Here is a 24,107-nt window from a genome sequence, read left to right as displayed (position 1 = left end):
TATGAAAGTAAAATATGGCGCAGTAAGAAAACTCCAATTTGTTGATGCAATTGTTGGTGAATTACCAAAGCTGAGATCGCAAGCAACTGCCACAGCGTTAGTGTCAATGTTTGCTGAATCTGGAGGAATGGGTGCAGCAGCAACTTTAGCTGGGGTAAATGGATTTCCAGGTTACTATATTCATTTTTATATTGATGATATTGAATTTTATGCTGCCTTTACTGGCATCTTTTTTAACGAAGGTGAAAGCATTTATGTTGTTTATGATGAAGGAGTTAAACAAAATTTTAATGTTTTAGCGATTATGAATAAAAATAACCATTTATTAGGCATGGTCGTTCCTTTTGGTCATACAGTAGCAATGTCGAATAAAGCCCATAATAAAACTGCATTAACGATGGGAGTATTAACAGCTTTGATTGGTTCAATTGTAAGTTTTTTTCTCGAAGTTAAGGAAATATATATATATGTATATATAGTGATTTTTTCCATAGTAGTTATGTTGTTAATTGGTCGTAGTATTGGAAAACAATTCAGAGTTTATGCAGAAGAGTCAGAACGAATTTATAGAATATTAGGTGTTACAGATTTAACCTCCTTGGAAAAAACAGGCATGCAGGCTTATATAGACCCAAATAACCGTATGTATGACGATGTTTATAATTATACACAGTTTTTAGATTATGACCCTCAGCCACTAGTAGATGTTAGAACTGATGAAAGTCATCTACGGTAAAGTCCAAAAACTCCAATTTGTTGATGCAATAGTTGGTGAGTTACCAAAGTTGAGATCACAAGCAACAGCAACAGCTTTAGTATCGATGTTCGCTGAATCAGGAGGAATGGGTGCAGCAGCAACATTGGCAGGTGTAAATGGTCTACCTGGATATTATCTTCATTTCTATATTGATGATGTTGAGTTTTATGCAGCTTTCACTGGTCTCTTTTTTCGAAAAGGGGATAATATCTATGTGGTTTATGATGAAGAAGTTGAAAAAAACTTTAATGTTTTAGCAATTATGAATAAAAATAACCACTTATTAGGTATGGTAGTTCCTTTTGGTCATACAGTAGCAATGTCGAATAAGGCTCATAATAAAAGCAATTTAATAATGGCAATACTAACTGCTTTAATTAGTATAATCATAGTTTTTCTTCTAGGCGCAAAAGACATATATATATATATAATATTTTGCTCAATAACAGTAATATTGTTTATTGGTTATACTATTAAGAAACAATTTAGAGGATATGCAGAGGAATCAGAACGAATTTATAAAATATTAGATATTAATGATATTGATGCTCTAAATGCAGAAATTAATAAGAATCATCTGAAGCCATACGAAGATAAAGAAACTAATCGTATCTATGATGATGTTCATAATTATACTGAATTTTTAAACTATGATCCTCAGCCACTAGTAGATGTAAGAACTGATGAAAGTCATCTACGGTAAAGTCCAAAAACTCCAATGTGTTGATGCAATAGTTGGTGAGTTACCAAAGCTGAGATCTCAAGCAGCAGCGACGGCTTTAGTATCGATGTTTGCTGAATCTGGAGGGATGGGGGCAGCAGCAACTTTAGCTGGGGTAAATGGGTTTCCAGGTTACTATATTCATTTCTATATTGATGATGTTGAGTTTTATGCAGCCTTTACAGGTCTATTTTTCAAAGAAGGAGAAGATATCTTTGTGGTTTATGATGAAGAAATAAAACAAAATTTTAATGTTTTAGCAGTTATGAATAAAAACACTAAACTATTAGGAATGGTAGCACCTTTTGGGCATACAGTAGAAATATCTGACAAGACTCATAATCGTAATGCATTATATCTATTCTTAGGAATTAATATTTTTACAACTTTGGTTTTATTCTTTTTTGAATTTAAAATGTTTTTATTTCTTTCTGGCTTGATAGGGTCATTTATAATAGTTTTTTCTATAGGTTATAGCGTTAAGAAACAATTTAGAGGGTATGCAGAGGAATCAGAACGAATTTATAAAATATTAGGTATTAATGATATTGAGGCTTTAAATGCAGAAATTAATAAGAATCATCTGAAGCCATACGAAGACAAAGAAACTAATCGTATCTATGATGATGTTCATAATTACACTGAATTTTTAAACTATGATCCTCAGCCACTTGTAGAGGTGAAATAAAATGAAAAAGTATGAGTTAATTAACAAGTCCTTTATTTCTTTTTTGATATTTTTTGTTTTTTTGAGTTTTATTTTTATTTTTATTTTTATTTTTTTTAAATTTAATTTTTTATTTGTTTCTTTTTTATTTTTTTTAATTTTATTTACTCTTGGAGGGAGGGTGGGGTTAAATAAAGGTGGTCAAAAATACTTTTTTTATATTATTTTGAATGCTATGGTTTTGTATTTTTTTGCAGTCTTTACAATTGTTTTGATTCTAAAGAGTTATGCAGTCTTTATTATTTTTCCTATTTTTATTTATACGGTTTTGGACTATATATTTTTTGAGATTAAGCTGGAAAAAATTTTAATTAAATTTTTTAAAAGAGGATTTATTTGTTTTGGATAATAATTATGATGGTTTTTCAAGTGATTTTGAACTTGAGCATGGAAAAGTTTGGGGAGTGGGGTTTGGGCTTTTTAATCTGGTTTATATTTTATATATGTTTGTAGTTGGGCCGTACTTCTTTATTTTTAATTTTAAAAATTATTTTGATGTAAATAATATTGTAATGGAGTGGAAGGTTGGATTTGTTATATATGCTTTAGTTCTTCTATTTTTGATATTGTGGGAATATACCTTTAAAAGGCTTATTTTTTCAAAAGGCTGTTATCCAATTAATTTTTTATACAAGAGTAATGAATTTAAATGAAAGTTATTTACGGTAAAATAAAAAATCTTCAATTTGTCGATGCAATTGTAAGTGAGCTCCCTAAACCAAAAAAAGTTAGAGCACAAGCTGGAGCTACAGCATTGGTATCGATTTTTTCTGAGTCTGGAGGGATGGGTGCTGCTGCTACCTTGGGTGGAGCAAATGGCGAACCAGGTTATTATATTTATTTCTGTATTGATCATATCAATTTTTATGCCGCGCTTACTGCTGTTTTCTTTAAAGAAGATGAAGACGTATATGTCGTTTATGATGAAAATGTGGAAGGTGACTTTAATGTCTTAGCAGTTATGAATAAAAATAATAAGTTATTAGGTATATCTTTGCCTTTTGGAGAAACGGTGGAAATGGTAACAAATAGCCACAGCCCCAAGAATTTGGCTATTGTTGCATCGGGAATGTCAATATTCATGCTTATAATATCATTGTTCTTGACTGATAACGGCACTATTAATGTAGACATAATGGATTATGTCTTTTTATATGCATGTATTTTAGTTTTACCATTTGTTGTGATATTTGGGATAGGGGCGAGTGCGAAAAAAGAGTTACTCCGTTATGCTCTCATATCGGATCAAATTTATAAGTTGTTAGGAGTAAAAGACTTAAAAGTATTTGAGAAAAGGGATCTTACATTAGCTTATCATGATGTTGAGAATAGACAGTTGTGTAAGGATATACATGATTACACCCAGTTTTTAGATTATGATCCTCAGCCACTAGTAGATGTAAGAACTGATGATAGTCATCTATGGTAAAGTTCAAAATCCCAATTTGTTGACGAGACCAATCATCTATCTAAAACACATGTAGCTGATACGATTTAATATATCAGCTCAGAAAAACGAAAAATGCGTCTTGGGTTTACTCAGGTTTTTTGTTTAAAACGGTGTTTGCATTTCAGACAAAGATAGTCTTGAAAAATATTCTTGTCGATCACTACACCTGCTTTTTTTCCGAAAATATTACCGACAACTCCACCAGTTATCCCTACACTAATCGCCCCTACGAAAGTTCCAATAGTCCCACCAACAATTACCCCTAATGGACCTGCTACAGTTCCTATAGCTGCTCCAACTGATGCACCAGTTGCTGCACCACCTACTGTACCAGCAGTTGTACCAGCAGCAGTCATTAAAACGCCACCTGTTGTTCTCAGTAATTTGTCATGATCACGTACTTCAATTTCTGTAGAACCACATTTTGGACATTGTAGTGTTTTTTCCATAAAACTAACCTTTCTTCATCATTTGGCTAAATCATTGTAGCGAATAGAGCACTCATTGTTTATGAAACGATAATTTGTTCATTCGAGGTAAAACTATCTATTTTCATTTTAGCTAAACATGAGAAAAAAATATTTATAGATCATGTAAATAGAGGTGAATTAAAATTCATCATATTGGATTTTATAAAATAAGATGTATGTTTACGATTTAGAGACATGGCTTTTACTGGCTGTTGAGATAATTCTTTTTTATATTTAAATTTTAATTGAGTAAGTTCATTCGAGATTAAATAGCATTAAATATTGATATTTAATGCTATTTTTTAAATCTGATGGATCGCTACTTTATTTTCTTGAAAATAAAGTCATTAATCTTATGACCCGATTCTAGACCACGACGCTCGAATTTCGTGACTGGACGCCATTCAGGGCGAGGGTAGCTATTGCCTTTACCTGCCAAGTTTTCCATATCTGGACGATTATCTAAAATATCAAGCATCCACTCTGCGTATGGTTCCCAGTCAGTTGCTGAATGGAACGTACCACCAAGTTCCAACTTCTGTTCAACCAATTGCATACGCTCATGAATCACAAAGCGGCGTTTAAAGTGACGCTTTTTCTGCCACGGATCTGGGAAATAAAGCTGTACGCAGTTAATGCTGTTGTCTGGCATTTCACGTAATACTTGAATTGCATCAGCATCCAAAACAAACAAGTTCTTTAAGCCAGCCATACCTGCTTCATAAACACACTGTGCGATACCAGGCACGTGAACTTCGATTCCGACAAAGTTACGTTCTGGATTGGCTTTTGCCATGAGCACCAAAGAACGACCCATACCAAAACCGATTTCAACGGTTAATGGACGCTCAGGATGTTCAAAATGTTGACGTAAATCACCAACAGGATATTCCAAAATTAAATCACGATAATCTTCTAAAGCAGTGCGTTGTGAGGTATTGAGCGGAGCTGAACGACGCATAAACGTCACAATTTCACGGTGCTCAGGCAAATTGTCGAGTTCCGTAATTTGCGTTTCTAACTGATCGTTTGACATGATTCTGGAGATATAAATATAGAAATGCCGTATTTTAAGTGTTCAGGTGGTCAAGTCAAACTTTAAGTGATTTTATTTAGCTGATCATTTCTGAAATTACTTAAAATTTGTCAAAAAAGCTTCATAGAGTTGTCATAGAAGTTGCATAGCCTAATTGCAATTTAAAACACTTAGTAAAAAACTATGAAAAATTTTAATTACCATTCGCTTGCCATCTGTTTAGGTTTGTTGGGTGCTTCTTCAACATTTTCTATTGCGCATGCGCAACTCATGTTTAGCCAATATGTTGATGGCAGCAGCAATAAGAAAGGACTAGAAATTTATAATCCTGATGCAACAACAGTGAATCTAGCTGATTATGAAATTCAGCAGTTCAATAATGGAGGCACTGTCAAAACAGTTGCTTTTCCGCTACAGGGAACTTTAGCCAGTAAACAAAAATTCTTGATTGGTCGTTCTGAATTGAAGAGTCAATTGGGTGATAAGGTTAATCAAGTTGCGGGACTATCTTTTAATGGTGACGATGCCATTGTGTTGCTTTATCGTGGTACACCCGTAGATCGTTTTGGTCGAATCGGTGAGCGTCCAACGGCAGGTTGGGGCACTACAGTGTTGAGTATTGCGAATAGCTTTAAACGCATTCAAACAGATAATCCTGTAGTCAGTGTTGACCCGACCAGCGCATTTGATCTTGATCAATCTTGGCAGGCATGGACAGATCGTAATGACTTTTCGAATTTAACAGGTTCAACCACCACACCGCCTGTGGATGCGGTTAGTTGTAGTAGCAACGATACACCAATTGCAAGTTTGGCAGAATCGTCTCAGAATCAAAACTATACCATTCGTGGTGTGATCACTGCGGACTACCGCTATAGCAATGGTTTCTCAGGCTTCTATGTACAAACGCCTGATAGCAAAGCAACGCCAAATGTCAGCAATGCCATTTTCGTCTATATTCCTGTCAGTAGCGCAGTAAAAGGTGGACAAGTTGGTGATGAAGTTATTCTGCGTGGTCGTTTAACCAGTTATCAGAATCAACTTCAAATTGATCAATTACTGCAAGATGTGCAAAGTTGTAACCAAAATATGGCATCGCTAATTCAGCCGCTTGATCTTAATTTGCCATTTACGAGTTTGACTGAAAATACAGGTAACACACCAAAACGCTATCAAGGGATGTTGGTGAAACTACCGCAAACTTTAACCGTCAGCGAGAACTATAATTTTGGGCGTTATGGTGAACTTTCATTGAGTCTTGGTCGCTTATTCATTCCGACCAATCTATATCCTGCACTTTCAAATGAAGCGAAGGCTTTAGCACAGCAAAATATGCTTTCTAAGATCATTTTTGATGATGGTTATAACAATCAAAATCGTGCACCGTGGTTGCCACAAAACTTTAGCGCTTTTAATACTTTACGTTCTGGTTATCAGTTAAAGAACACACAAGGCATTTTGGAATATCGTTTTAATGCTTGGCGTGTACAACCTATTGTAGGCGCGAACCTACCAGAAGTTGTCACTACGACCAATCCACGTACGACAATTGCTGTGAAACAAACGAAACATATTCGCGCAGCTGCATTTAACGTGCTGAACTATGACAATGGCAAGAATGGCTTCCCAACAGAACGTGGTGCCAACAGTCAGGCTGAATTTGATAAGCAACATGCCAAAATCGTCAATGCATTAAAATCAATCGATGCGGATGTTTATGGTTTGATGGAGATTACCAATAATGGCTATGGCAGTGATAGTGCAGTTGCTAACTTAACTAAAGCGTTAGGAGCAGATTGGAAATATGTTATTCCAGAAGGACTAAATCAGCTTGGTACTGATGTGATTGCAGTTGCAATTATTTATAACAGTAAACGTGTACAGCCAGTGAATAAACCTGCGGTATTGGATTTAGGTGATAAAAACCGTTCGACTATTGCTCAATCCTTCAAGCCTGTACAGGGCGGACAAATCTTTACAGTGATTCCAAATCATCTTAAATCGAAGAGCTGTCGCGGTGTCGATGAAAACTCTCTCGATGCAGATCAACGTGATGGGCAGGGCTGTTGGAACCCAACCCGAGTTAAGGCGGTTGAGCAACTTACCCAATGGATTGCCAAGAATCCAACCCAAGTGAAGAATCCGAATATCTTGCTGTTAGGCGATATGAATAGTTATGCCAAAGAAGATCCAATCCTCAGCTTTGAGAAAGCTAACTACAAAGTATTGCTGAATGATAGCAAAGTGGGTGAGGGCAATCAGGCTTATAGCTATGTGTTTGGTGTCGCCAGCGATGCAGATGGTTATGGCGGTGCAGGTAACCTTGATCATGCCATTGCCGATGCCAACCTATATAAGCGTGTGATCAAAACTTTTGCATGGCATATCAATGCCGATGAGCCAACGGTATTGGACTATAACGAAGAATATAAAACCGATGAGCAAAAAGCCCTATTCTTCTCGGCAGATGCTTATCGTTCTTCAGATCATGATCCTGTGATTGTAGATTTGGATATGAAAAGCTCGGATTCTCAACTTGAACCACATAATCCGAAGAATATCATTGTTGAATTTTTAAACTCATTATTTGAATGGTTAGGCAAACTCTTTGGTCGAGCGTAATCTGATTTCCGTGACATTGTTTGGTTTGTTCTTTCATAAATTAATCAATCGTCACGGAATATAACTTGCAAGGTAGAAAAAAATTCATTAATAGTAGATGTGTAAATGTTCTTAGCATGAAAGCTATTATAAATTTTTAGTTTTATCTGTTCTCGAGTTTCAATAGAACGTTCTAGAGCATAAGTAGTTAGATAACAAGGATCAATTATGAAGTTGTATTATTCACCTGGCGCATGCTCATTGGCAGCCCATATTATTTTAAATGAAATAAACGTAGATTTTGATTTAGAACGAGTTGATCTAAAAACACATAAAACCTCAAGAGGTGTTGACTATTACGAGATTAATCCTAAAGGTTATGTGCCAGCTTTAGAAATTAATCCAGGTTTGATTTTAACGGAAAATGTTGCAATTTTACCTTTCTTGGCTCAACACGATCCAAAGCAAGATCTTATTCCACCATCGGGTATGGGGCGTGCTAAAGTATTAGAATGGCTAGGTTATTTGAATTCAGAATTACATGATGCTTATGCTGTGTTTTTTGGCGGTAAACTCAGTGATGATGAAAAAACTAAAGCTTATGCAGAAGTAGATCGTTTATTAAAATATATCGATAATTATTTAGCTGAATCTGATTGTGATTATTTAGTTGATGATAATTTTGGTCCAGCAGATGCATATTTATTTGTTCTCACAAATTGGTCAAATCACATTGAGCATGATTTAACACCGTATATCCATATTATTGCATTGCGTAATAAAGTGGCTGAACGTCAGTCCGTACAAATTGCGATGCGTGATGAAGGCTTATTAAGTTAATTCACACTCGTAAAAAAGCCTCTGTAAACAGAGGCTTTTTTGTTTTAACAGATTATTGTTGAGCTTTTTCTTTTACATCAGCAGCGCCTGATTCTACAGCACCTGCAACTTTAGCAGTTGCTTCACGTGCAGCAGCTTCAGTTTTTGCAGCAGCTTCAGCAGTCGCTGTTGCAGTATGATCAGCAGCAGCATCAATCTGATCACCAGCAGTATCTACAGCAGTGGCAACATTGTTAGTAGCAGCTTCGGTCGCATTTTTAACATCAGCACCAGCTTGATCAGCAGCGTGTTCTAAATGCTCGCCTGTTGTTGCACCTGTTTCAGGTGCTTTATCTTTATTACAGCCTACAAGAGCAACAGTTGCAGCGAGACCTAAAGCAACAAGTAATTTATTCATTGTCATGTTTCCTTTTCATTGTGGCATCCAAATGGTATGGATATGCAAAATATAAACATAAAATGTATGAATAATAAAGTTGAGAATTTGTTGAAAACTTGTAAAAACACGCACTTACATTTTAAAAATGTAAATGCGTGCACATGTTTATTGGTTAAAATTACAGACCAGATCGGATCATATAATCAAAAGCGGAAAGTGAAGCTTTTGCACCTTCACCAGTGGCAATGATAATTTGCTTGTATGGCACTGTGGTACAGTCGCCCGCAGCAAACACACCTTTGACATTGGTTTCATTACGATCATTGATCACGATCTCACCACGATTACTTAATTCAACCGCACTGTTCTTTAAGAAATCCGTATTTGGTAGTAATCCGATTTGCACAAAGATTCCAGCAAGTTCGATCGTGTGTTCAACATCCGTCGCACGATCTTTATATTTTAATGCCGTCACTTGAGCGCCATCACCTACCACTTCCGTACTCAATGCATTTAAGATCACGGTGGTATTTGGCAAACTGTTTAATTTATCTTGCAACACTTGATCAGCACGAAGTTTGGTATCAAACTCAACCAAAGTCACATGCTCCACAATCCCTGCAAGATCAATTGCAGCTTCTACACCAGAATTACCGCCACCAATCACTGCAACACGTTTGCCTTTGAATAATGGACCATCACAGTGCGGGCAGTACGCTACACCACGGGTACGGTATTCAGCTTCACCCGGTACATTCATTTCTCTCCAACGAGCACCTGTTGAAAGAATGATGGTTTTAGATTCAAGCTTGGCACCATTTTCCAATTCAACTTCAACCAGACCATTCGCCGTTTGATCTGCACCTGTGATCTTGCTGACACGTTGCAAATTCATAATATCCACGCCGTATTCACGAACATGTGCTTCCATATCTTGAGCAAACTGAGGACCTACTGTTTTTTGCACCGTAGTGAAGTTTTCAATATCCATGGTATCCATCACCTGACCACCAAAGCGTTCAGCTACGATACCTGTTTTAATGCCTTTACGCGCTGCATAGATTGCTGCTGTACCGCCTGCAGGACCACCACCAATTACCAACACATCAAATGCATCTTTGGCATTGATCACTGCCACATCTTTCTCAGCAGAATTGGTGTCCAATTTCGCTACAATTTCTTCCAAAGTCATACGACCTTGACCAATATGTTCATTATCTTGGAACACCATTGGTACAGCTAAGATTTTACGTTCTTCAACTTCATCTTGGAAGAAACCACCATCAATCATGGTTGCGGTAGTATTTGGATTATTAATCGCAATCAGATTCAGTGCTTGAACCACATCTGGACAGTTATGGCAGCTTAAAGATACGAACACATCAAAGTTTGCAGTTAAGTTTAAGCCTTTGATCTGAGCAAGTACTTCATCAGACACTTTAGGTGCATAACCTGAGACTTGTAATAATGCCAAGATCAAAGAGGTAAACTCATGTCCCATTGGTAAACCAGCAAAGAACACACGCGGTTGTTCACCTGCTTTGGCAATACCAAAACTAGGACGACGAGCGTTTGAACCGTCAAAACGCGCCGTAACTTGATCAGAAAGTTCTGCAATTTCAGTCACGAGTTCTTTGATTTTTGCAGCTTTGTCTGATTCATCTAAAGCAGCAACCAATTCGATTGGACTTTCTAAACGTTCTAAGTAAGCTTTTAATTGCGTTTTAATATTTTGATCTAACATATATTTCTCCAAATTCTAAGCAGTACAATCAGCTAAATTCATTCAATGAGGCTATAGTACGCAAAAACACTAAATAGGTGAAACAGTATGTTTTCATGAGATCAATCGGATTTTTGAATTAAAATATCAATCTGTAAAAATTTTGTGCAAGCAACAACATAAAAAATTTGAATCGAATAAAACTTGTTATATAACTGCAATTATTTCATGGCATATATAAAGGAGCAGGAAATGGTGTTGCAACGTGGTATTTATCAGCACTACAAGGGTCGACTATATCAAGTGTTTAATGTGGCTCGCCATAGTGAAACTGAAGAGCAACTTGTTGTATATCAATGCTTATATGGTGATTACTCAATGTGGGTACGTCCATTATCTATGTTCATTGAAACTGTTGAACTTGAAGATGGACAAATCATTCCACGTTTTAAATTAATACAAGCAACCTAATTTATGGTCTCGATTTAAGTATTACGGAGATGAAAGATGACGAGCACGGTTTTTTTACAACGCATTGCTAATTTATACGATGAGTTTAAACAACATGATGCTCGCCAATCTGATCGTTTAAGACGTTATAGAAATATAGAAGCTGAATCTGCAAAACTGTTGGGAATGTTGGTTCGTACTCAGCAATCCAAGCGAATTTTAGAAATAGGAACGTCGACGGGTTATTCAACTTTGTGGTTAGCAGAAGCTGCAAAAGCTGTTGGTGGTCAGATTAAAACCTTAGAAATAAATGCATTTCGTAGTGCTCAAGCTAAAAAATACGCAGAAGATTTCGCTTTAGAAGATTTTATAGATTTTTGGGTAGGAGATGCTTGTGATTATTTAAAACAAGCAACCGAATCCTATGATTTAATTCTACTTGATGCAGAGCGCGGCTGTTATGTGAGTTATTGGCAAGATTTAAAACGTTTATTGCAATCTTCTGGAAGTACTTTGATTGTCGATAATGTTATTTCACATGCAGCAGAAGTGAAAGATTTTCTAGAATTGATTAAAGCAGATGAAAACTATATGAGTAGTATTTTAGCTGTCGGTTCAGGGCTGTGTATGGTCGTGTTGAAATAGTCATATTTTATTTAGATGTTCTAGGCGATAGTATTGCGGACTACATCCGACCATTTTATGAAACGCACGAGTAAAATTGGCAGGATTGGAATAACCTAACTCATAAGCAATATGGGTAATAGTAAAATGAGAATTTTCTAGTAAATCGATTGCACGCTCGGTACTGATTTTTTGTTTTAAAGACTGAAATTCGACACCTTGTTGCTGCAAATAGCGTTGTAAAGTCTTGGTGGAAATATTTAAGACCTTGGCACACTCAGTTAGGGTAGGCACTTGATTGGCTTGTCTTAACATCATGCTTACCCATTCAACAATTTCACCTTGATGATAAATTCTTTGAATTTGTTCCTGACAACGTTGTTCAACTACTTTTAAGCTATGCGCATCAGCCAAAGGTAAGGGAAGCGCGAGCTGTTGTCGATCAATCACGACACGAATACCTGCTATCCATGTGTAATTAAAATGAAAACCAGCTTTAACTAATTGTAAATAACGTTCGGCATAAACAGGTTCAGGTACACTCAAATGAATCTGGTAGCGCTGGAGTTGCTGTCCCGCAAGTTCTAATAAACTGTAATAGAAACCGACAGCAATCGCCTCAATATGAAAGTTCAAACATTGTTTATTCATTTGTAAAATCGGTTCGAATAAAAGCTCAACTTTTTGCGGATCAGATGGAAATTGAATACTCAGTTTAAAACTCGGCATGATGAGTCGAAAATATTGCGCAATTAATCTAAGGGCATGCTCTAAGTTTGGACTTGTCATAAGTGCATAACCAACCAAGCTATGTGAACTCAGTTTTAGATTTTTACCGAGTTCAAAAGCTAAATCTTCGGTATTGGGTAAACTCAGTCCCAGTTCAATAAATTGCTCAATCTGTTGAATGGATAACAGTTCAGCTTTAGAAAGTTCATTATGGAATGCGTTTAATAAATCGTTATCGTACTGGTTCGTACCAATCAAAATCTCGATTAGTCGCAAGTAATAGCGTGACGGGATAACAGGAATTTGCTGCTTCTGCACAATAAAAATCCAGTAAAGTCTTAAAATGATAATATCAAGTCTTAAAATGATAATATAGAGCTGTTTTAAAAGAACACAATCAATCCAAGCAAAACATGATCTGATTGATTGAGGATTTTCTAATGAATATGCATACTCAACTGGATGTAGAGCAAGCTACAACAACTTTTAAAGATAAAAAACGTCATTTGTGGCTATTGGGTTTGGCTGTACCCACCATTGCAATGGGTGGTTTAGCTGGTTACCAATTTGGTCCGAAAAAAACCAAGAAGTTTTTCGCGTCTTTTGGTCCATTATTTATTCATGGTGTGATTCCAACTTTAGATAAGTTAATTGGCGAAGACACTGAAAATCCACCACTTGATGCGATTGCAGATTTAGAAGCAGATCCGTATTACGCGCGCATTGTTAAACTATTTATTCCATTACAATATGCAACCAATATCTATGGAACTTACTTAGCAAGTCGTAAAGGAACCTCGATTGCTGATCAAGCTTTACTCGGAACATTGGTCGGTATGGTAAATGGTATTGCCATTAATACCGCACATGAATTAAGTCATAAAAATGGTCGACTCGAACATTATTTATCGCATTTAGCATTAGCACCATCAGGTTATAACCATTTCCGTATTGAACATCCATATGGTCATCATCGTCGGGTGGCAACACCTGAAGATCCTGCATCTTCACAACTGGGCGAAACCTTTTGGAAGTTTTTACCTAGAACCGTTATTGGCAGTTTCAAATCAGCGATTGAAATTGAGAAAAATCGTTTAGAGCGTAAAAAATTACCATTCTTCTGTAAAGAAAATGAGTTGATTCATGGATGGGCGATGTCAGCAATTTATCATGCTGCCATGTTCAGTAAGTTTGGTGTTCGTTCTGTACCATTCCAAATGACACAAGCAGCGTATGCAATCACGCTATTTGAATCGGTAAATTATATTGAACATTATGGTTTGATGCGTGCAAAAAAAGCCAACGGTCAGTATGAACGTACTATGCCAGAACATAGCTGGAACAATAATAATGTCGTGACCAACTTGTTCTTGTATCAATTGCAACGTCATTCAGATCATCATGCAAATCCAACACGAAGCTTCCAGACTTTGCGTCATTTTGAAGATGCGCCGCAATTACCAGCAGGTTACGGTGCGATGATTTTACCTGCGTTTATTCCATCGTGGTGGTCAAAAATTATGGATGATCGTGTTGTTGAGCATTACAAAGGCAACTTAGAGAAGATCAATGTTTACCCTAAAGCAAAACAAAAAATATTAGAAAAATATGCAGAACAAGCAGAAATTGCATAATGTGATTTAAAAATGAAAATCAGCCCTATGTGGCTGATTTTTGTATTTAAGATGCCAAAAGACAAAGTCGTTTAAAATGAAGGTCAAATTCTAAATATTTTTGAACGAAAGCTGTTTTATCTGTAGTACGCAGTAAATTATTATAAATAAACTCTGGAACAGGATGATAAAGCTCGGCTGTACCATTGTTATAGAAAATTTTTAAATAACGCGAAGAAACATCATATTTCCAAGAGGTTACAATAACAGCTTTTTCCATATATTTGTCCCCATTCTAGATTGATTATTTAGTACATATCAAAAAACTCTTTTGTTCATCATTTGACATTACTCCAAGTTATGAGGATTGACAATTCATTAATGAATTTTGCTATGAAGATATAAGTATAAGAATTGTTAAGAATTTAATAATAAAATGAAGGCTGAAATTGATTTTAGTTTTTATAAAATTTATAAAAAGAAACCACTCTTTTTAGAGTGGTTTCTTGACTGTTTTATCAAATCTAAAGAATTAGATTTTACCAACTAAGTCGATTGAAGGAGCTAAAGTTGCTTCGCCTTCTTTCCATTTAGCAGGGCAAACTTCGCCTGGGTGGCTAGCTACGAATTGAGCAGCTTTAAGTTTACGTAAAGTTTCTGATACATCACGAGCAATTGCGTTGTCATGAATCTCAGCAGTTTTAATCACGCCTTCAGGGTTAATGATAAATGTACCGCGAAGTGCTAGACCAGCTTCTTCAATATGAACATCAAAAGCACGTGTTAATTGGTGAGTAGGGTCACCGATTAATGGGAATTGAGCTTTACCAACAGCTGGAGAAGTTTCATGCCATACTTTGTGAGAGAAATGAGTGTCAGTTGTTACGATATAAACTTCTGCACCAGCTTTTTTGAACTCTTCATAGTTTTCAGCAGCATCTTCAACTTCTGTTGGGCAGTTAAATGTAAATGCAGCTGGCATGAAAATAAGAACAGACCATTTGCCTTTAAGATCTGCATCAGTTACTTGAATGAATTCACCGTTACGGAACGCATCAGCTTTAAATGGTTTAACTTCAGTATTAATTAAGCTCATCATTGTCTCCATGATTGAGGTTTTATTGAGAGGCTTAAAGCCTTACTTGTTTACGGGATCAAGAATAAATAATTTTTAGTTATTGGGGAAATAGTATTTTTACATGACTAAAATCGGAAAATTGAATGAATCAATATGAAACGATTTTCACCCAAAGATATATGCCTTATTTGACTTCACTGAGATGAAGAAAAAATGACAAAATATCTCAAAACTAACTTGCATAACAACATGAAGTCTAAGCGTATAAAATTCAAGGGTAAAATTGAAAAAAACTAAAAAATATATAGAAAACGATAATATACGATTAAAACACCGTCTAATTTCATTATTTTTTGAGCATTGTACTTAGAATGCTGTTTGTTTAAAATGCGCAATATGCCATCGAAATACTTGATCGTATTTTGTGATAAAAATTAAAACTTTATGTGCAAGATACTTTTCTTCTCATGACTAGAGTGAATTGAATACTAAAAATGACTGATCAATTAAGAGCCAAGTTTGAAAACTTAGAACTCAATGCGGGTTTAGGAAAAATAAGTGCCTTTATATCAATGTCTTTGGGTCTTTTAGGCATTTTTGGTGCGCTATGTTTTTTATTTCCGTCCGTGCTAACCATGCCAGAACTACGTCCTGTTTATTCAAAGCATTACGATATTTTTTATTTAAGCTTAATAATTGGTATTGTACTCAGTGTTATTTTTGGTGCTTTCAGTTCCATTGTTCGCCAAAATCGCTACGGTTTTTATGGACTTTGTTTGGCGCTAATTGCAGCAATTTTGGGTTGTGGTTTGATTAAAGCGCCAACTTTACCGAGTTTGCCTTTTTATGCAGGGATTGATTATTTTATATTGACGCTTGTAATTTTAGCGTTGATTTTTATTCCGCTTGAAGGCTTTTTTGCCAAGAATCCTGATCAAAAAATTCTGCGAGTTGGTTGGGTGACGGATATGAAATATTTCATGTTTAGTCATGTCGGCATTCAACTTTTTACGTTTTTGACGGTGATGCCAATTCAATATTGGATTACGCATTTACCGAATAATCCAATTGTTCCTTATGTGCAAGCTCAGCCCATTTGGTTGCAATTTATAGAATTACTGATCGTGGTGGATTTTGTGGTGTATTGGCTACATCGAGCTATGCATGAAGTAGATTTTTTATGGCGATTTCATGCAATTCATCATTCAACAGAATATATGGATTGGTTAGCATCCTCACGTTTACATGTAGTTGAAGTGTTGATGACACGGTTTTTAGCAACTTTACCTATTTTCTTACTTGGTTTTCATACATCAGCAGTGTTTGCTTACCTCATTTTTATTTCTTTTCATGCCATCTTTATTCACTCAAATGTACGTTTTCGTTTTCCCTATTTACGCTGGCTGATTGCTACACCTGAATTTCATCATTGGCATCATTCATCTGAAAAGCCTGCGATTGATAAAAACTACGCTGCATTTATTCCGCTGTATGATGTGATTTTTAAAAGTGTCTATATGCCAAATCATTTGGCAAGTGTTTATGGAACGGTAGGCTATAAAATTCCAAACAGTTTTGTTAAACAATTTACGTGGCCATTTAAAAAGTATGTCAAAAAACTTCGCAATCGCTTCGATCATTCATCTAAACCATAAATTTATAAAATCGACTACATCAATATTCGTATTGATTGATGTAGTTTCTTTGCATAGCAAGGCTTTAAGGCGTAAAATAGCCGATTATTTTATTTTTCAGGAAAGCTGTTCAGTGCAGAGTCATTTAAATGTAGACCAATGGGTTATGGCACGTGACCGTCACCGTTTAAATCGACTGCGCAAAGATAAAAAGACAGAAACAGCAGAAATCGAAAAACTGATTGAGCAATCAAACCATAAAGTTAGACAACGTTTAGCGCGACTTCCAAAGATCAAACTCAATCAAGACTTGCCTGTTACTCAATATGCAGATCGGTTGATTGAAGCTATTCAAAAGCATCAAGTGATTATTGTGGCAGGTGAGACGGGTTCAGGTAAAACCACTCAGCTTCCTCAAATCGCAATGCTCGCAGGTCGTGGTCTCACTGGCATGATCGGGCATACTCAGCCTCGTCGGTTGGCTGCCCGTAGCGTATCGCAACGTATTGCTGAAGAGGTAGGCGAAAAACTCGGTGAGTCGATTGGTTTTAAAATTCGTTTTAATGAGCAAGGTTCTCAGGACTCTATTGTTCGTTTAATGACGGATGGTATTTTACTGGCTGAATTGACCAACGACCGATTTTTATCTAAATATGACACGATTATTATTGATGAAGCGCATGAACGCTCTCTTAATATCGATTTCATTATGGGATATTTAAAGCAGCTTTTGCCGAAGCGCCCTGATTTAAAAGTGATCGTTACTTCAGCAACGCTAGATGTAAATCGTTTTAGTCAATATTTTAATCATGCTCCAATTTTTGAAGTGGAAGGTCGAAGTTTTCCTGTTGAGTTACGTTACCGTCCGATTTCAGAGCTTAGTATTGTCGGCAGTGATGATGACGAATTTGATGATTTTGAAGAAAACTTACCTCGTGCAGTTGTACAAGCTGTAGAGGAGTGTTTTGCGGATGCTGAAAGTAAAGGTCATCCTGAATATGCGGATATTCTAATTTTTGCCAGTACAGAGCAAGAAATTAGAGAGTTACAGGAAACTTTGCAGAAATATGGTCCTCGCCATACAGAAGTTTTACCTTTGTATGCGCGGTTAGCGATTGCAGAGCAACAAAGGATTTTTAGCCCAGGTGGAAAGGGGCGACGTATCATTATCGCAACCAACGTTGCGGAAACAGCACTGACTGTACCCAATATTCGTTATGTCATTGATAGTGGTTTTGCTCGTATATCACGTTATAACTATCGCTCTCGTGTTCAGCGCTTACCCATTGAAGCTATTTCACAAGCAGCAGCCAATCAAAGGAAAGGACGTTGTGGACGTATAGCAGCGGGCGTATGTATTCGCTTATATAGCGAAGAAGATTTCCAAAGTCGTCCTGAGTTTACTGAGCCTGAGATCAAACGGACTAACTTGGCTTCTGTAATTTTACAAATGCAAAGTTTAGGGTTGGGTAATTTAGAAGATTTTGACTTTATTGAACCACCTGATTTTCGACTGGTCAATGATGGGCGTAAGCTTTTGGTTGAGTTAGGTGCACTAAATGAACGTAAGAATGATTTAACTAAAGTCGGTCAAATGATGGCGCGGATGCCGATTGATCCGCGTTTAGCGCGAATGCTTATTGGTGGTGCGCATTTTGGTGTGCTCAAAGAAACTTTAATTATTGTCAGTGCGCTAGCAATCCAAGACCCGCGTGAACGTCCCGCTGATAAACAAATGCAGGCGGATCAAAAGCATGCATTGTTTAAAGAAGCTGATTCTGATTTCTTGTTCTATTTAAAGTTGTGGAATACGATTCAAACCAGTCCAGATACACAATCTGAAAGTAAGCGTCGTCAATTTGCACGTCAGCACTTTTTAAGTTGGTTGCGCTTACGTGAATGGAAACAAACTCATCAGCAGTTAGTTGAGTTGGCTGAAGGTTTAAAACTAAGCTTTAATGAAAAATCAGCCAATTATGAAAATTTACACCGTGCGCTACTCACAGGTTTACTTTCATTTATCGCCAATAAAACGGATGAACGTAATACCTTTATGGCGGTACGCCAACAAAAAGCAAAAGTCTTTCCAGCCAGTACGTTGCATAAGACTAATACTGCTTGGGTAATGGCATTTGAGATGGTCGAAACCTCTCAAGTGTATTTGCGGACGTTGGCGAAAATTGATCCTGAATGGATTTTGTTGGCTGCTGGTGATTTATTGAAACACCACTATTTTGAACCGCACTGGTCGAAAAAAGCGGGTATCGTCAATGCCTATGATCAGATTTCATTATTTGGTTTAATCATTGAACCAAAACGTCTGGTGAATTTTGAGAAGGTTGATCAAGCTGCGGCGCATGAAATCTTTTTACGAGACGCACTCACCACTGGTAATTTGGGTATTACACCACCGTTCTTAAAACACAACTTGTTAAAAATTGAAGAAGTTGAGCGTGTTGAAGATAAATTACGTCGTCGTGATTTAGTGGTCGATGAAGAAACTATTTATCAATTTTATGCTGCCAAAGTACCGACTGAAATTGCCAGTCGCAGGAGCTTTGAAGATTGGCGTGCCACAGTTGAACCAGAACATCCACGATATTTATTTGTGGATGATGAGGCGTTGTGGATGAATGATCGACCAACCACGCAGCAATTTCCTGACTATTTACATAATGGACAACTTCGATTAGCTGCGAGTTATCGTTTTGATCCAAGTCATGATGAAGATGGTGCAACGGTTAAAATTCCTGTGCAAGCTTTGCCTCAAGTGGATGAAAAGCAATGGTCATGGGGAATCCCTGGTTGGCGTCAAGATCTGATTGAGGCATTACTTAAAGCTTTACCAAAAGATAAACGTCGTAATTTAGTTCCGATTCCTGATACTGCTAGAAAATTATTGCAAGGAATTGATGCAGTTCATTTGCGTGAACATCTATTTAGTTATTTAGCATTTGCTTTACGTGGTGACCAAATTACCGAAAAAGATTTTTCTTTTGAACGTATTGATCAATATCTAGTACCGTTTATCAAAGTCGTTGATGAAAAAGGCAAGTTAATCGCCCAAGGTCGTGACTTAGATGAACTGAAAGCAAGATGTCGCGTTGAAACGCATCGACCTGTTAAACAGCAGGAAGGTGAATTTCAGACCTTCCCTGAAAATTTCATTTTTGAAGCATCACAGAAAGTGACTGGCGTAGTTGTAAAACAATATCAGGCATTAGTTCCAACCAAGCTATTTGTCGATTTAGATGTTAAAGATGAGTCAGGAGTGGTGATTCAAACCTTTAATGATCAAGCTGAAGCGATTAAGCAGCATCGTGAAGGTGTGATTCGTCTAGTGCATATGCAATTAGGCGATTTAATCCGCCAGTTGAAAAAACAAATCTCAAAACCGCTAGCCTTGGCATATTCGCCATTGGGTGATCGAGCCAAACTCGAACAAATGTTGGTGTATGCAACATTGCAAGTTTCAATTAGAGAACTTCCTAAAGACTCACAAGAATTTAATCAGCTATTAACTGAAGTAAAAAAACAATTCTTGGCAGATGGTCAAAAGGTACTCACTGATATTACAGATATTTTTACCCAATGGCAGCAAATACGCCGTGAACTATTACTTTTAGATCAAGGGATATTTGGACGAAGTATAGATGATGTTGAAGATCAACTTGATTTAATGTCTTTGGCGAACTTTGTATATAGTCGACCTGCGGAAATTTGGCAGGAATATCCAAGATATTTAAAGGCACTGCTATTGCGTTTGGAGCGTTTGCCAAATAATCTACAACGTGACCTTGCTGCAATTGATGATGTCGATCCGTGGATGGACAAAGTTTTTAAATTTAAAAATGATTCTAAAATCAAAGAAATGTATTTGATGTTGGAAGAGTTTAGGATTTCTTTGTTTTCTCAACCGATGAAAACAAAGCTGCCTATTTCACCAACTAGATTACAAAAACTATGGGATCGTTTGGCAATCGGTTAAACTGGACAATGATGAAAGTTAGAACCATTCTTTACAGGAGTTTTACATGGGCATCCGTATAACAGGTACAGGTTTATTTCACCCGACCGAATCTATTTCCAATGCAGAGTTGGTTGAAAGCCTAAATGCTTATGTAGAACAATTTAATCAAGAAAATGCTGAGAAAATTGCAGCAGGCGAGATCGAAGCACTACGTGGCTCAAGCCCTGAATTTATTGAAAAAGCATCAGGTATTCAACGTCGTTATGTCGTCGAAAAATCTGGAATTCTTGATCCAAAACGTTTACGTCCACATTTGCAAGAACGTAGTAATGAGGAACTTTCACTTCAAGCGGAGTGGGGTGTCATTGCTGCGAAACAAGCGATGGAAAATGCAGGTGTAACGGCTGAAGATATCGATGTCGTGATCTTGGCATGTTCAAATATGCAGCGTGCCTATCCGGCGGTTGCGATTGAGATTCAGTCAGCGCTTGGCATCCAAGGCTATGCGTATGATATGAATGTGGCTTGTTCTGCTGCAACCTTTGGTTTAAAGCAAGCATATGATGCGGTGAAATGTGGCGCGCGCCGTGTATTGTTGCTTAATGTCGAAATTACCTCAGGTCATTTAGACTATCGTACTCGTGATGCACATTTTATTTTTGGTGATGTCGCGACTGCTTCAATTATTGAAGAAACAGAAACTAAGTCTGGTTATGAAATTTTAGATATTCATTTGTTTACTCAATTTTCAAATAATATCCGTAATAACTTTGGTTTCTTAAATCGTAGTGAAGATGCAGTAGTTGATGACAAACTATTCCGTCAAGATGGCCGCAAAGTCTTTAAAGAAGTTTGCCCACTTGTTGCCAAAATCATTACAGCTCAGCTAGAAAAATTGGAATTGACACCTGAGCAAGTGAAACGTTTTTGGTTGCATCAAGCTAATGCGAATATGAATGAACTAATTTTAAAATTAGTTGTAGGTAAAGAAGCTGATTTAGAACGCGCACCCATTATTTTAGATGAATTTGCAAATACGTCTTCTGCGGGTGTAATTATTGCGATGCATCGTACTGGTGAACAAGTTGATAATGGTGAATATGCTGTCATTTCATCATTTGGTGCTGGTTATTCTGTGGGTTCAATCATAGTGCAAAAGCATATTGCTTAATAATTATCTCTATTTAAATAAAAAACACCACAATCAAAGTTGTGGTGTTTTTTTAAGTGTTCTAAGTTCTACTTAAATAAAATTGCTAAATCAATCACTTGAGGTGTGGTGTTAGTTCCGATTGTAGATGCATTTAGATTTGGTGATCCATCTACACTAATTGCTAAATTTGCTCGAGGTGTTGTTATTGTTGTATCACTATTTAAATCAATACGATACAAAACTGATGGACCAGAACCACCTGACACTGTCGCTAAAGCTAAACCATTATCGCCACCAGCAATATCAAAACCATTATCAGTGCCAAGATTAATACCTAGACTTCCAATCAGGCTCAAGGTGCCGTTATTAGGTGGATTCTGTTTAGTTAATGTTTTATTGGTTTGATCGAGATCAAATAATTCGGTAGCAAGTGCAGCTACAGGAGTTTTAAAACTGTTGGTATAAGCGGCCGCCGTTACTTTTGCACCTGAAGCACCATTAATATCACCATCTTTAATGGTGTCACCAGTATCTACATTGATTCGTAGATTTTGACCAGTATTACTGATGACACGTAATCGATCAGCGGTTGGATTGAAATCAACAGCAAAGCTGGTTCCATCCAATGCAGTAAAACTACTTCCTGCTGCTGGTTTTAATGTGCTTACTAAGCTTGCTAAGCCAGATTCAGGATTAATGGTGTATAAATTCGCTTTGTTGGTTAGTCCGTAAAGTTTACCTGAATGATCAGTTGTTGTTCTCAAACGATAGTCAATTCCAATAAATCGCTCATCAACGAGCAGACCAGTTAATGATTTTTCAGAAACTGAGTTTGGATTATTTAGAGCAAAGTTTAATAATTTATTATTCGCCGTTAAACCGAAAGCTTGCGCCGTAGAATCAGAAGCTCTTTTTAGAGCAATTCCACGAATTCCCATGGTATTAAAACTATTATTTAAATCGCTAGAAGCAAAGACGGCATCATTACTAGTTCCAACATTACCAAGATTGATTTGAAAAAATTTATATGCTCCAGAGGTGAGTTTAAGTGCTGCGAATCCGACGTTGCTGACCGGATCAATGTCTAGCCCACCACCGCCATTGATATCTGCACCTAATGCTGCTGAAATTCCAAGTGTTCCTGCGTTCGCATTTTGCAAATAAATTCGATCTGAGTTTTGATCAATGCTGTAAAGTTTAGTAGAAGCTGTTCCAGCAAATGCATTGGTATAAGCTCCAGCAACCACTGTGGCTGTGCCTTCAGCTAATTTAATTGTACCGTCAGTGATTGTAACGCCTGTATCGACATTGATTCGCAAATTTTGACCTGTATTTGATATCACACGTAAACGGTCTGCAGCAGGGTTGAAATTCACTGTGATCAGATTGGCGTCACCCATAATTTTGCTGAAAGGTGCATCATCACTTGAATCAGCAATCAACTTTCTAAGAAAACTTGCTTTGCCTGTATTTGGGTTTAATGTATATAGGTTTCCTAACAAGCCAACGGCATACAGTTTTCCATCTTTAGGACGATAATCGATACCTACAAGTTCATCGCCACTTTCTAAACCTGTGATTTTAAGATTTGAAACAATCTTATTGGGTGTTGCGCGATCTATGGAACTGATCATTCCATTGCTGGTTAAAATTAATGTATCACCAGTAATTGTATTTGTAGTTTCTGTATCGTTGTTAGAGTCATTATTACAACCCAATAGTATTAGGCTACCCAGAGTTGCTGCAGTCAAAGTTAATGCTCGTTTATTCATAGTCGTTTATCCTGATACATATTTTGGTTATAAGAAGCTTTTGAGAAGTATTCCCTGTTATTTATTAACTGCGAGCTTCTTGTTATTGGATTGCTGTAATGGGTCTAGCCTTAGAAAAAGATTTCGACTTTTATTTTTAAATGAATAATTTAAAAATCTTATATTTACTTTTGTTAGCTTAAGTGGGGTAAAGTTGAAAGTAAACTAGTGTTTTTAAGTGATTTTTTCGTATTTGAGTTTTGAGTTGTAATTATTCACACCAAATTCACGGCATCTAAGAAACTCTAAATTATTAAAAGTAATTATTATGACAAATTTATAATGTTTAAACCTGAAAAATAAAAAATCGAGAGAATTTTAAAATTCTCTCGATTGGGATA

At 36.7% G+C, this 24,107-nt stretch carries 22 protein-coding genes; 14 read left to right on the top strand and 8 right to left on the bottom strand.

Annotation, left to right across the window (positions count from 1 at the left end; all coding sequences use genetic code 11):
• Nucleotide 1 precedes the first annotated feature (1 nt).
• Genes NGC85_RS09645 through NGC85_RS09620 form a run of 6 tightly spaced genes read left to right on the top strand, consistent with a single transcriptional unit; the run spans nt 2 to nt 3,634 of the window.
• Nucleotides 2-736, top strand: coding sequence for a putative type VI secretion system effector (locus NGC85_RS09645; protein WP_254730611.1), 735 nt, complete (start codon nt 2-4; stop codon nt 734-736).
• Nucleotides 717-1,460 carry a putative type VI secretion system effector gene (locus tag NGC85_RS09640; RefSeq protein ID WP_254730609.1) on the top strand — a complete coding sequence of 248 codons (744 nt, stop codon included), beginning with the start codon at nt 717-719 and terminating at the stop codon, nt 1,458-1,460. Before NGC85_RS09645 ends, NGC85_RS09640 begins: the two co-directional genes overlap by 20 nt.
• Nucleotides 1,441-2,166 carry a putative type VI secretion system effector gene (locus tag NGC85_RS09635; protein ID WP_254730607.1) on the top strand — a complete coding sequence of 242 codons (726 nt, stop codon included), beginning with the start codon at nt 1,441-1,443 and terminating at the stop codon, nt 2,164-2,166. The genes NGC85_RS09640 and NGC85_RS09635 overlap by 20 nt, the downstream gene beginning before the upstream one ends.
• A 1-nt stretch (nt 2,167) precedes the next feature.
• Nucleotides 2,168-2,554, top strand: a complete 387-nt coding sequence (locus NGC85_RS09630) for a hypothetical protein (RefSeq protein WP_254730604.1) — start codon at nt 2,168-2,170, stop codon at nt 2,552-2,554.
• Entirely contained in the window at nt 2,547-2,858 is a 312-nt protein-coding gene (locus NGC85_RS09625) for a hypothetical protein (RefSeq protein ID WP_254730601.1), read from the top strand. The genes NGC85_RS09630 and NGC85_RS09625 overlap by 8 nt, the downstream gene beginning before the upstream one ends.
• Complete coding sequence (locus tag NGC85_RS09620; RefSeq protein WP_254730598.1) at nt 2,855-3,634, top strand: putative type VI secretion system effector; 780 nt, start codon at nt 2,855-2,857, stop codon at nt 3,632-3,634. Before NGC85_RS09625 ends, NGC85_RS09620 begins: the two co-directional genes overlap by 4 nt.
• Before the next feature lie 110 nt (nt 3,635-3,744).
• On the opposite strand, the gene NGC85_RS09615 is transcribed toward NGC85_RS09620, so the two are convergent.
• Nucleotides 3,745-4,104 (bottom strand): hypothetical protein, encoded by a 360-nt coding sequence (locus NGC85_RS09615; RefSeq protein WP_005053514.1) that lies wholly within the window; start codon nt 4,102-4,104, stop codon nt 3,745-3,747.
• 340 nt (nt 4,105-4,444) lie between these two features.
• The gene (gene trmB, locus NGC85_RS09610; RefSeq protein WP_004654068.1) at nt 4,445-5,161 is read right to left on the bottom strand and encodes a tRNA (guanosine(46)-N7)-methyltransferase TrmB; all 717 of its coding nucleotides are present in this window, start codon (nt 5,159-5,161) and stop codon (nt 4,445-4,447) included.
• A gap of 183 nt (nt 5,162-5,344) precedes the next feature.
• On the opposite strand from trmB, the gene NGC85_RS09605 reads away from it, so the two are divergent.
• Both NGC85_RS09605 and NGC85_RS09600 read left to right on the top strand, forming a co-directional pair.
• Entirely contained in the window at nt 5,345-7,783 is a 2,439-nt protein-coding gene (locus NGC85_RS09605; protein ID WP_254730595.1) for an ExeM/NucH family extracellular endonuclease, read from the top strand.
• Nucleotides 7,784-7,990: 207 nt separating this feature from the next.
• The gene (locus NGC85_RS09600; RefSeq protein ID WP_254730592.1) at nt 7,991-8,602 is read left to right on the top strand and encodes a glutathione binding-like protein; all 612 of its coding nucleotides are present in this window, start codon (nt 7,991-7,993) and stop codon (nt 8,600-8,602) included.
• A gap of 52 nt (nt 8,603-8,654) precedes the next feature.
• On the opposite strand, the gene NGC85_RS09595 is transcribed toward NGC85_RS09600, so the two are convergent.
• Together NGC85_RS09595 and ahpF are read right to left on the bottom strand one after the other, a co-directional pair.
• Nucleotides 8,655-8,999 (bottom strand): hypothetical protein, encoded by a 345-nt coding sequence (locus NGC85_RS09595; RefSeq protein WP_005053521.1) that lies wholly within the window; start codon nt 8,997-8,999, stop codon nt 8,655-8,657.
• A gap of 160 nt (nt 9,000-9,159) precedes the next feature.
• Nucleotides 9,160-10,725 carry an alkyl hydroperoxide reductase subunit F gene (gene ahpF / locus NGC85_RS09590; RefSeq protein WP_254730589.1) on the bottom strand — a complete coding sequence of 522 codons (1,566 nt, stop codon included), beginning with the start codon at nt 10,723-10,725 and terminating at the stop codon, nt 9,160-9,162.
• Nucleotides 10,726-10,956: 231 nt separating this feature from the next.
• On the opposite strand from ahpF, the gene NGC85_RS09585 reads away from it, so the two are divergent.
• Together NGC85_RS09585 and NGC85_RS09580 are read left to right on the top strand one after the other, a co-directional pair.
• On the top strand, nt 10,957-11,175 hold the full coding sequence (locus NGC85_RS09585; protein WP_254730586.1) for a DUF1653 domain-containing protein: 219 nt from the start codon (nt 10,957-10,959) through the stop codon (nt 11,173-11,175).
• Between the two features lie 36 nt (nt 11,176-11,211).
• A complete protein-coding gene (locus NGC85_RS09580) occupies nt 11,212-11,799 on the top strand; it encodes an O-methyltransferase (RefSeq protein ID WP_169109535.1) in 588 nt (195 codons plus the stop codon).
• On the opposite strand, the gene NGC85_RS09575 is transcribed toward NGC85_RS09580, so the two are convergent.
• Entirely contained in the window at nt 11,800-12,825 is a 1,026-nt protein-coding gene (locus tag NGC85_RS09575) for an AraC family transcriptional regulator (protein ID WP_254730583.1), read from the bottom strand.
• 122 nt (nt 12,826-12,947) lie between these two features.
• Here NGC85_RS09575 and NGC85_RS09570 point away from each other — a divergent pair, with 122 nt between their 5' ends.
• Nucleotides 12,948-14,141 carry an alkane 1-monooxygenase gene (locus tag NGC85_RS09570; protein ID WP_005053534.1) on the top strand — a complete coding sequence of 398 codons (1,194 nt, stop codon included), beginning with the start codon at nt 12,948-12,950 and terminating at the stop codon, nt 14,139-14,141.
• Nucleotides 14,142-14,187: 46 nt separating this feature from the next.
• Here NGC85_RS09570 and NGC85_RS09565 read toward each other — a convergent pair whose 3' ends face one another.
• Together NGC85_RS09565 and ahpC are read right to left on the bottom strand one after the other, a co-directional pair.
• Entirely contained in the window at nt 14,188-14,400 is a 213-nt protein-coding gene (locus tag NGC85_RS09565) for a KTSC domain-containing protein (protein ID WP_254730580.1), read from the bottom strand.
• Nucleotides 14,401-14,652: 252 nt separating this feature from the next.
• On the bottom strand, nt 14,653-15,216 hold the full coding sequence (ahpC, locus tag NGC85_RS09560) for an alkyl hydroperoxide reductase subunit C (protein ID WP_005053538.1): 564 nt from the start codon (nt 15,214-15,216) through the stop codon (nt 14,653-14,655).
• Between the two features lie 476 nt (nt 15,217-15,692).
• Between ahpC and NGC85_RS09555 the strand changes: the two genes are divergently transcribed.
• From NGC85_RS09555 to NGC85_RS09545, 3 genes are all read left to right on the top strand, one after another.
• On the top strand, nt 15,693-16,853 hold the full coding sequence (locus NGC85_RS09555; RefSeq protein WP_254730577.1) for a sterol desaturase family protein: 1,161 nt from the start codon (nt 15,693-15,695) through the stop codon (nt 16,851-16,853).
• 112 nt (nt 16,854-16,965) lie between these two features.
• The gene (hrpA, locus tag NGC85_RS09550; RefSeq protein ID WP_254730574.1) at nt 16,966-20,820 is read left to right on the top strand and encodes an ATP-dependent RNA helicase HrpA; all 3,855 of its coding nucleotides are present in this window, start codon (nt 16,966-16,968) and stop codon (nt 20,818-20,820) included.
• Nucleotides 20,821-20,866: 46 nt separating this feature from the next.
• Complete coding sequence (locus tag NGC85_RS09545; RefSeq protein ID WP_005058602.1) at nt 20,867-21,973, top strand: beta-ketoacyl-ACP synthase III; 1,107 nt, start codon at nt 20,867-20,869, stop codon at nt 21,971-21,973.
• Between the two features lie 68 nt (nt 21,974-22,041).
• Here NGC85_RS09545 and NGC85_RS09540 read toward each other — a convergent pair whose 3' ends face one another.
• On the bottom strand, nt 22,042-23,727 hold the full coding sequence (locus NGC85_RS09540; protein WP_254730570.1) for a DUF4394 domain-containing protein: 1,686 nt from the start codon (nt 23,725-23,727) through the stop codon (nt 22,042-22,044).
• Nucleotides 23,728-24,107 lie beyond the last annotated feature (380 nt).

This window comes from Acinetobacter sp. Z1, assembly GCF_024296945.1.
Classification (GTDB): domain Bacteria; phylum Pseudomonadota; class Gammaproteobacteria; order Pseudomonadales; family Moraxellaceae; genus Acinetobacter; species Acinetobacter beijerinckii.
Note: the sequence above shows the minus strand (reverse complement) of the source record. Positions and strands in the feature narration are given on the sequence as shown.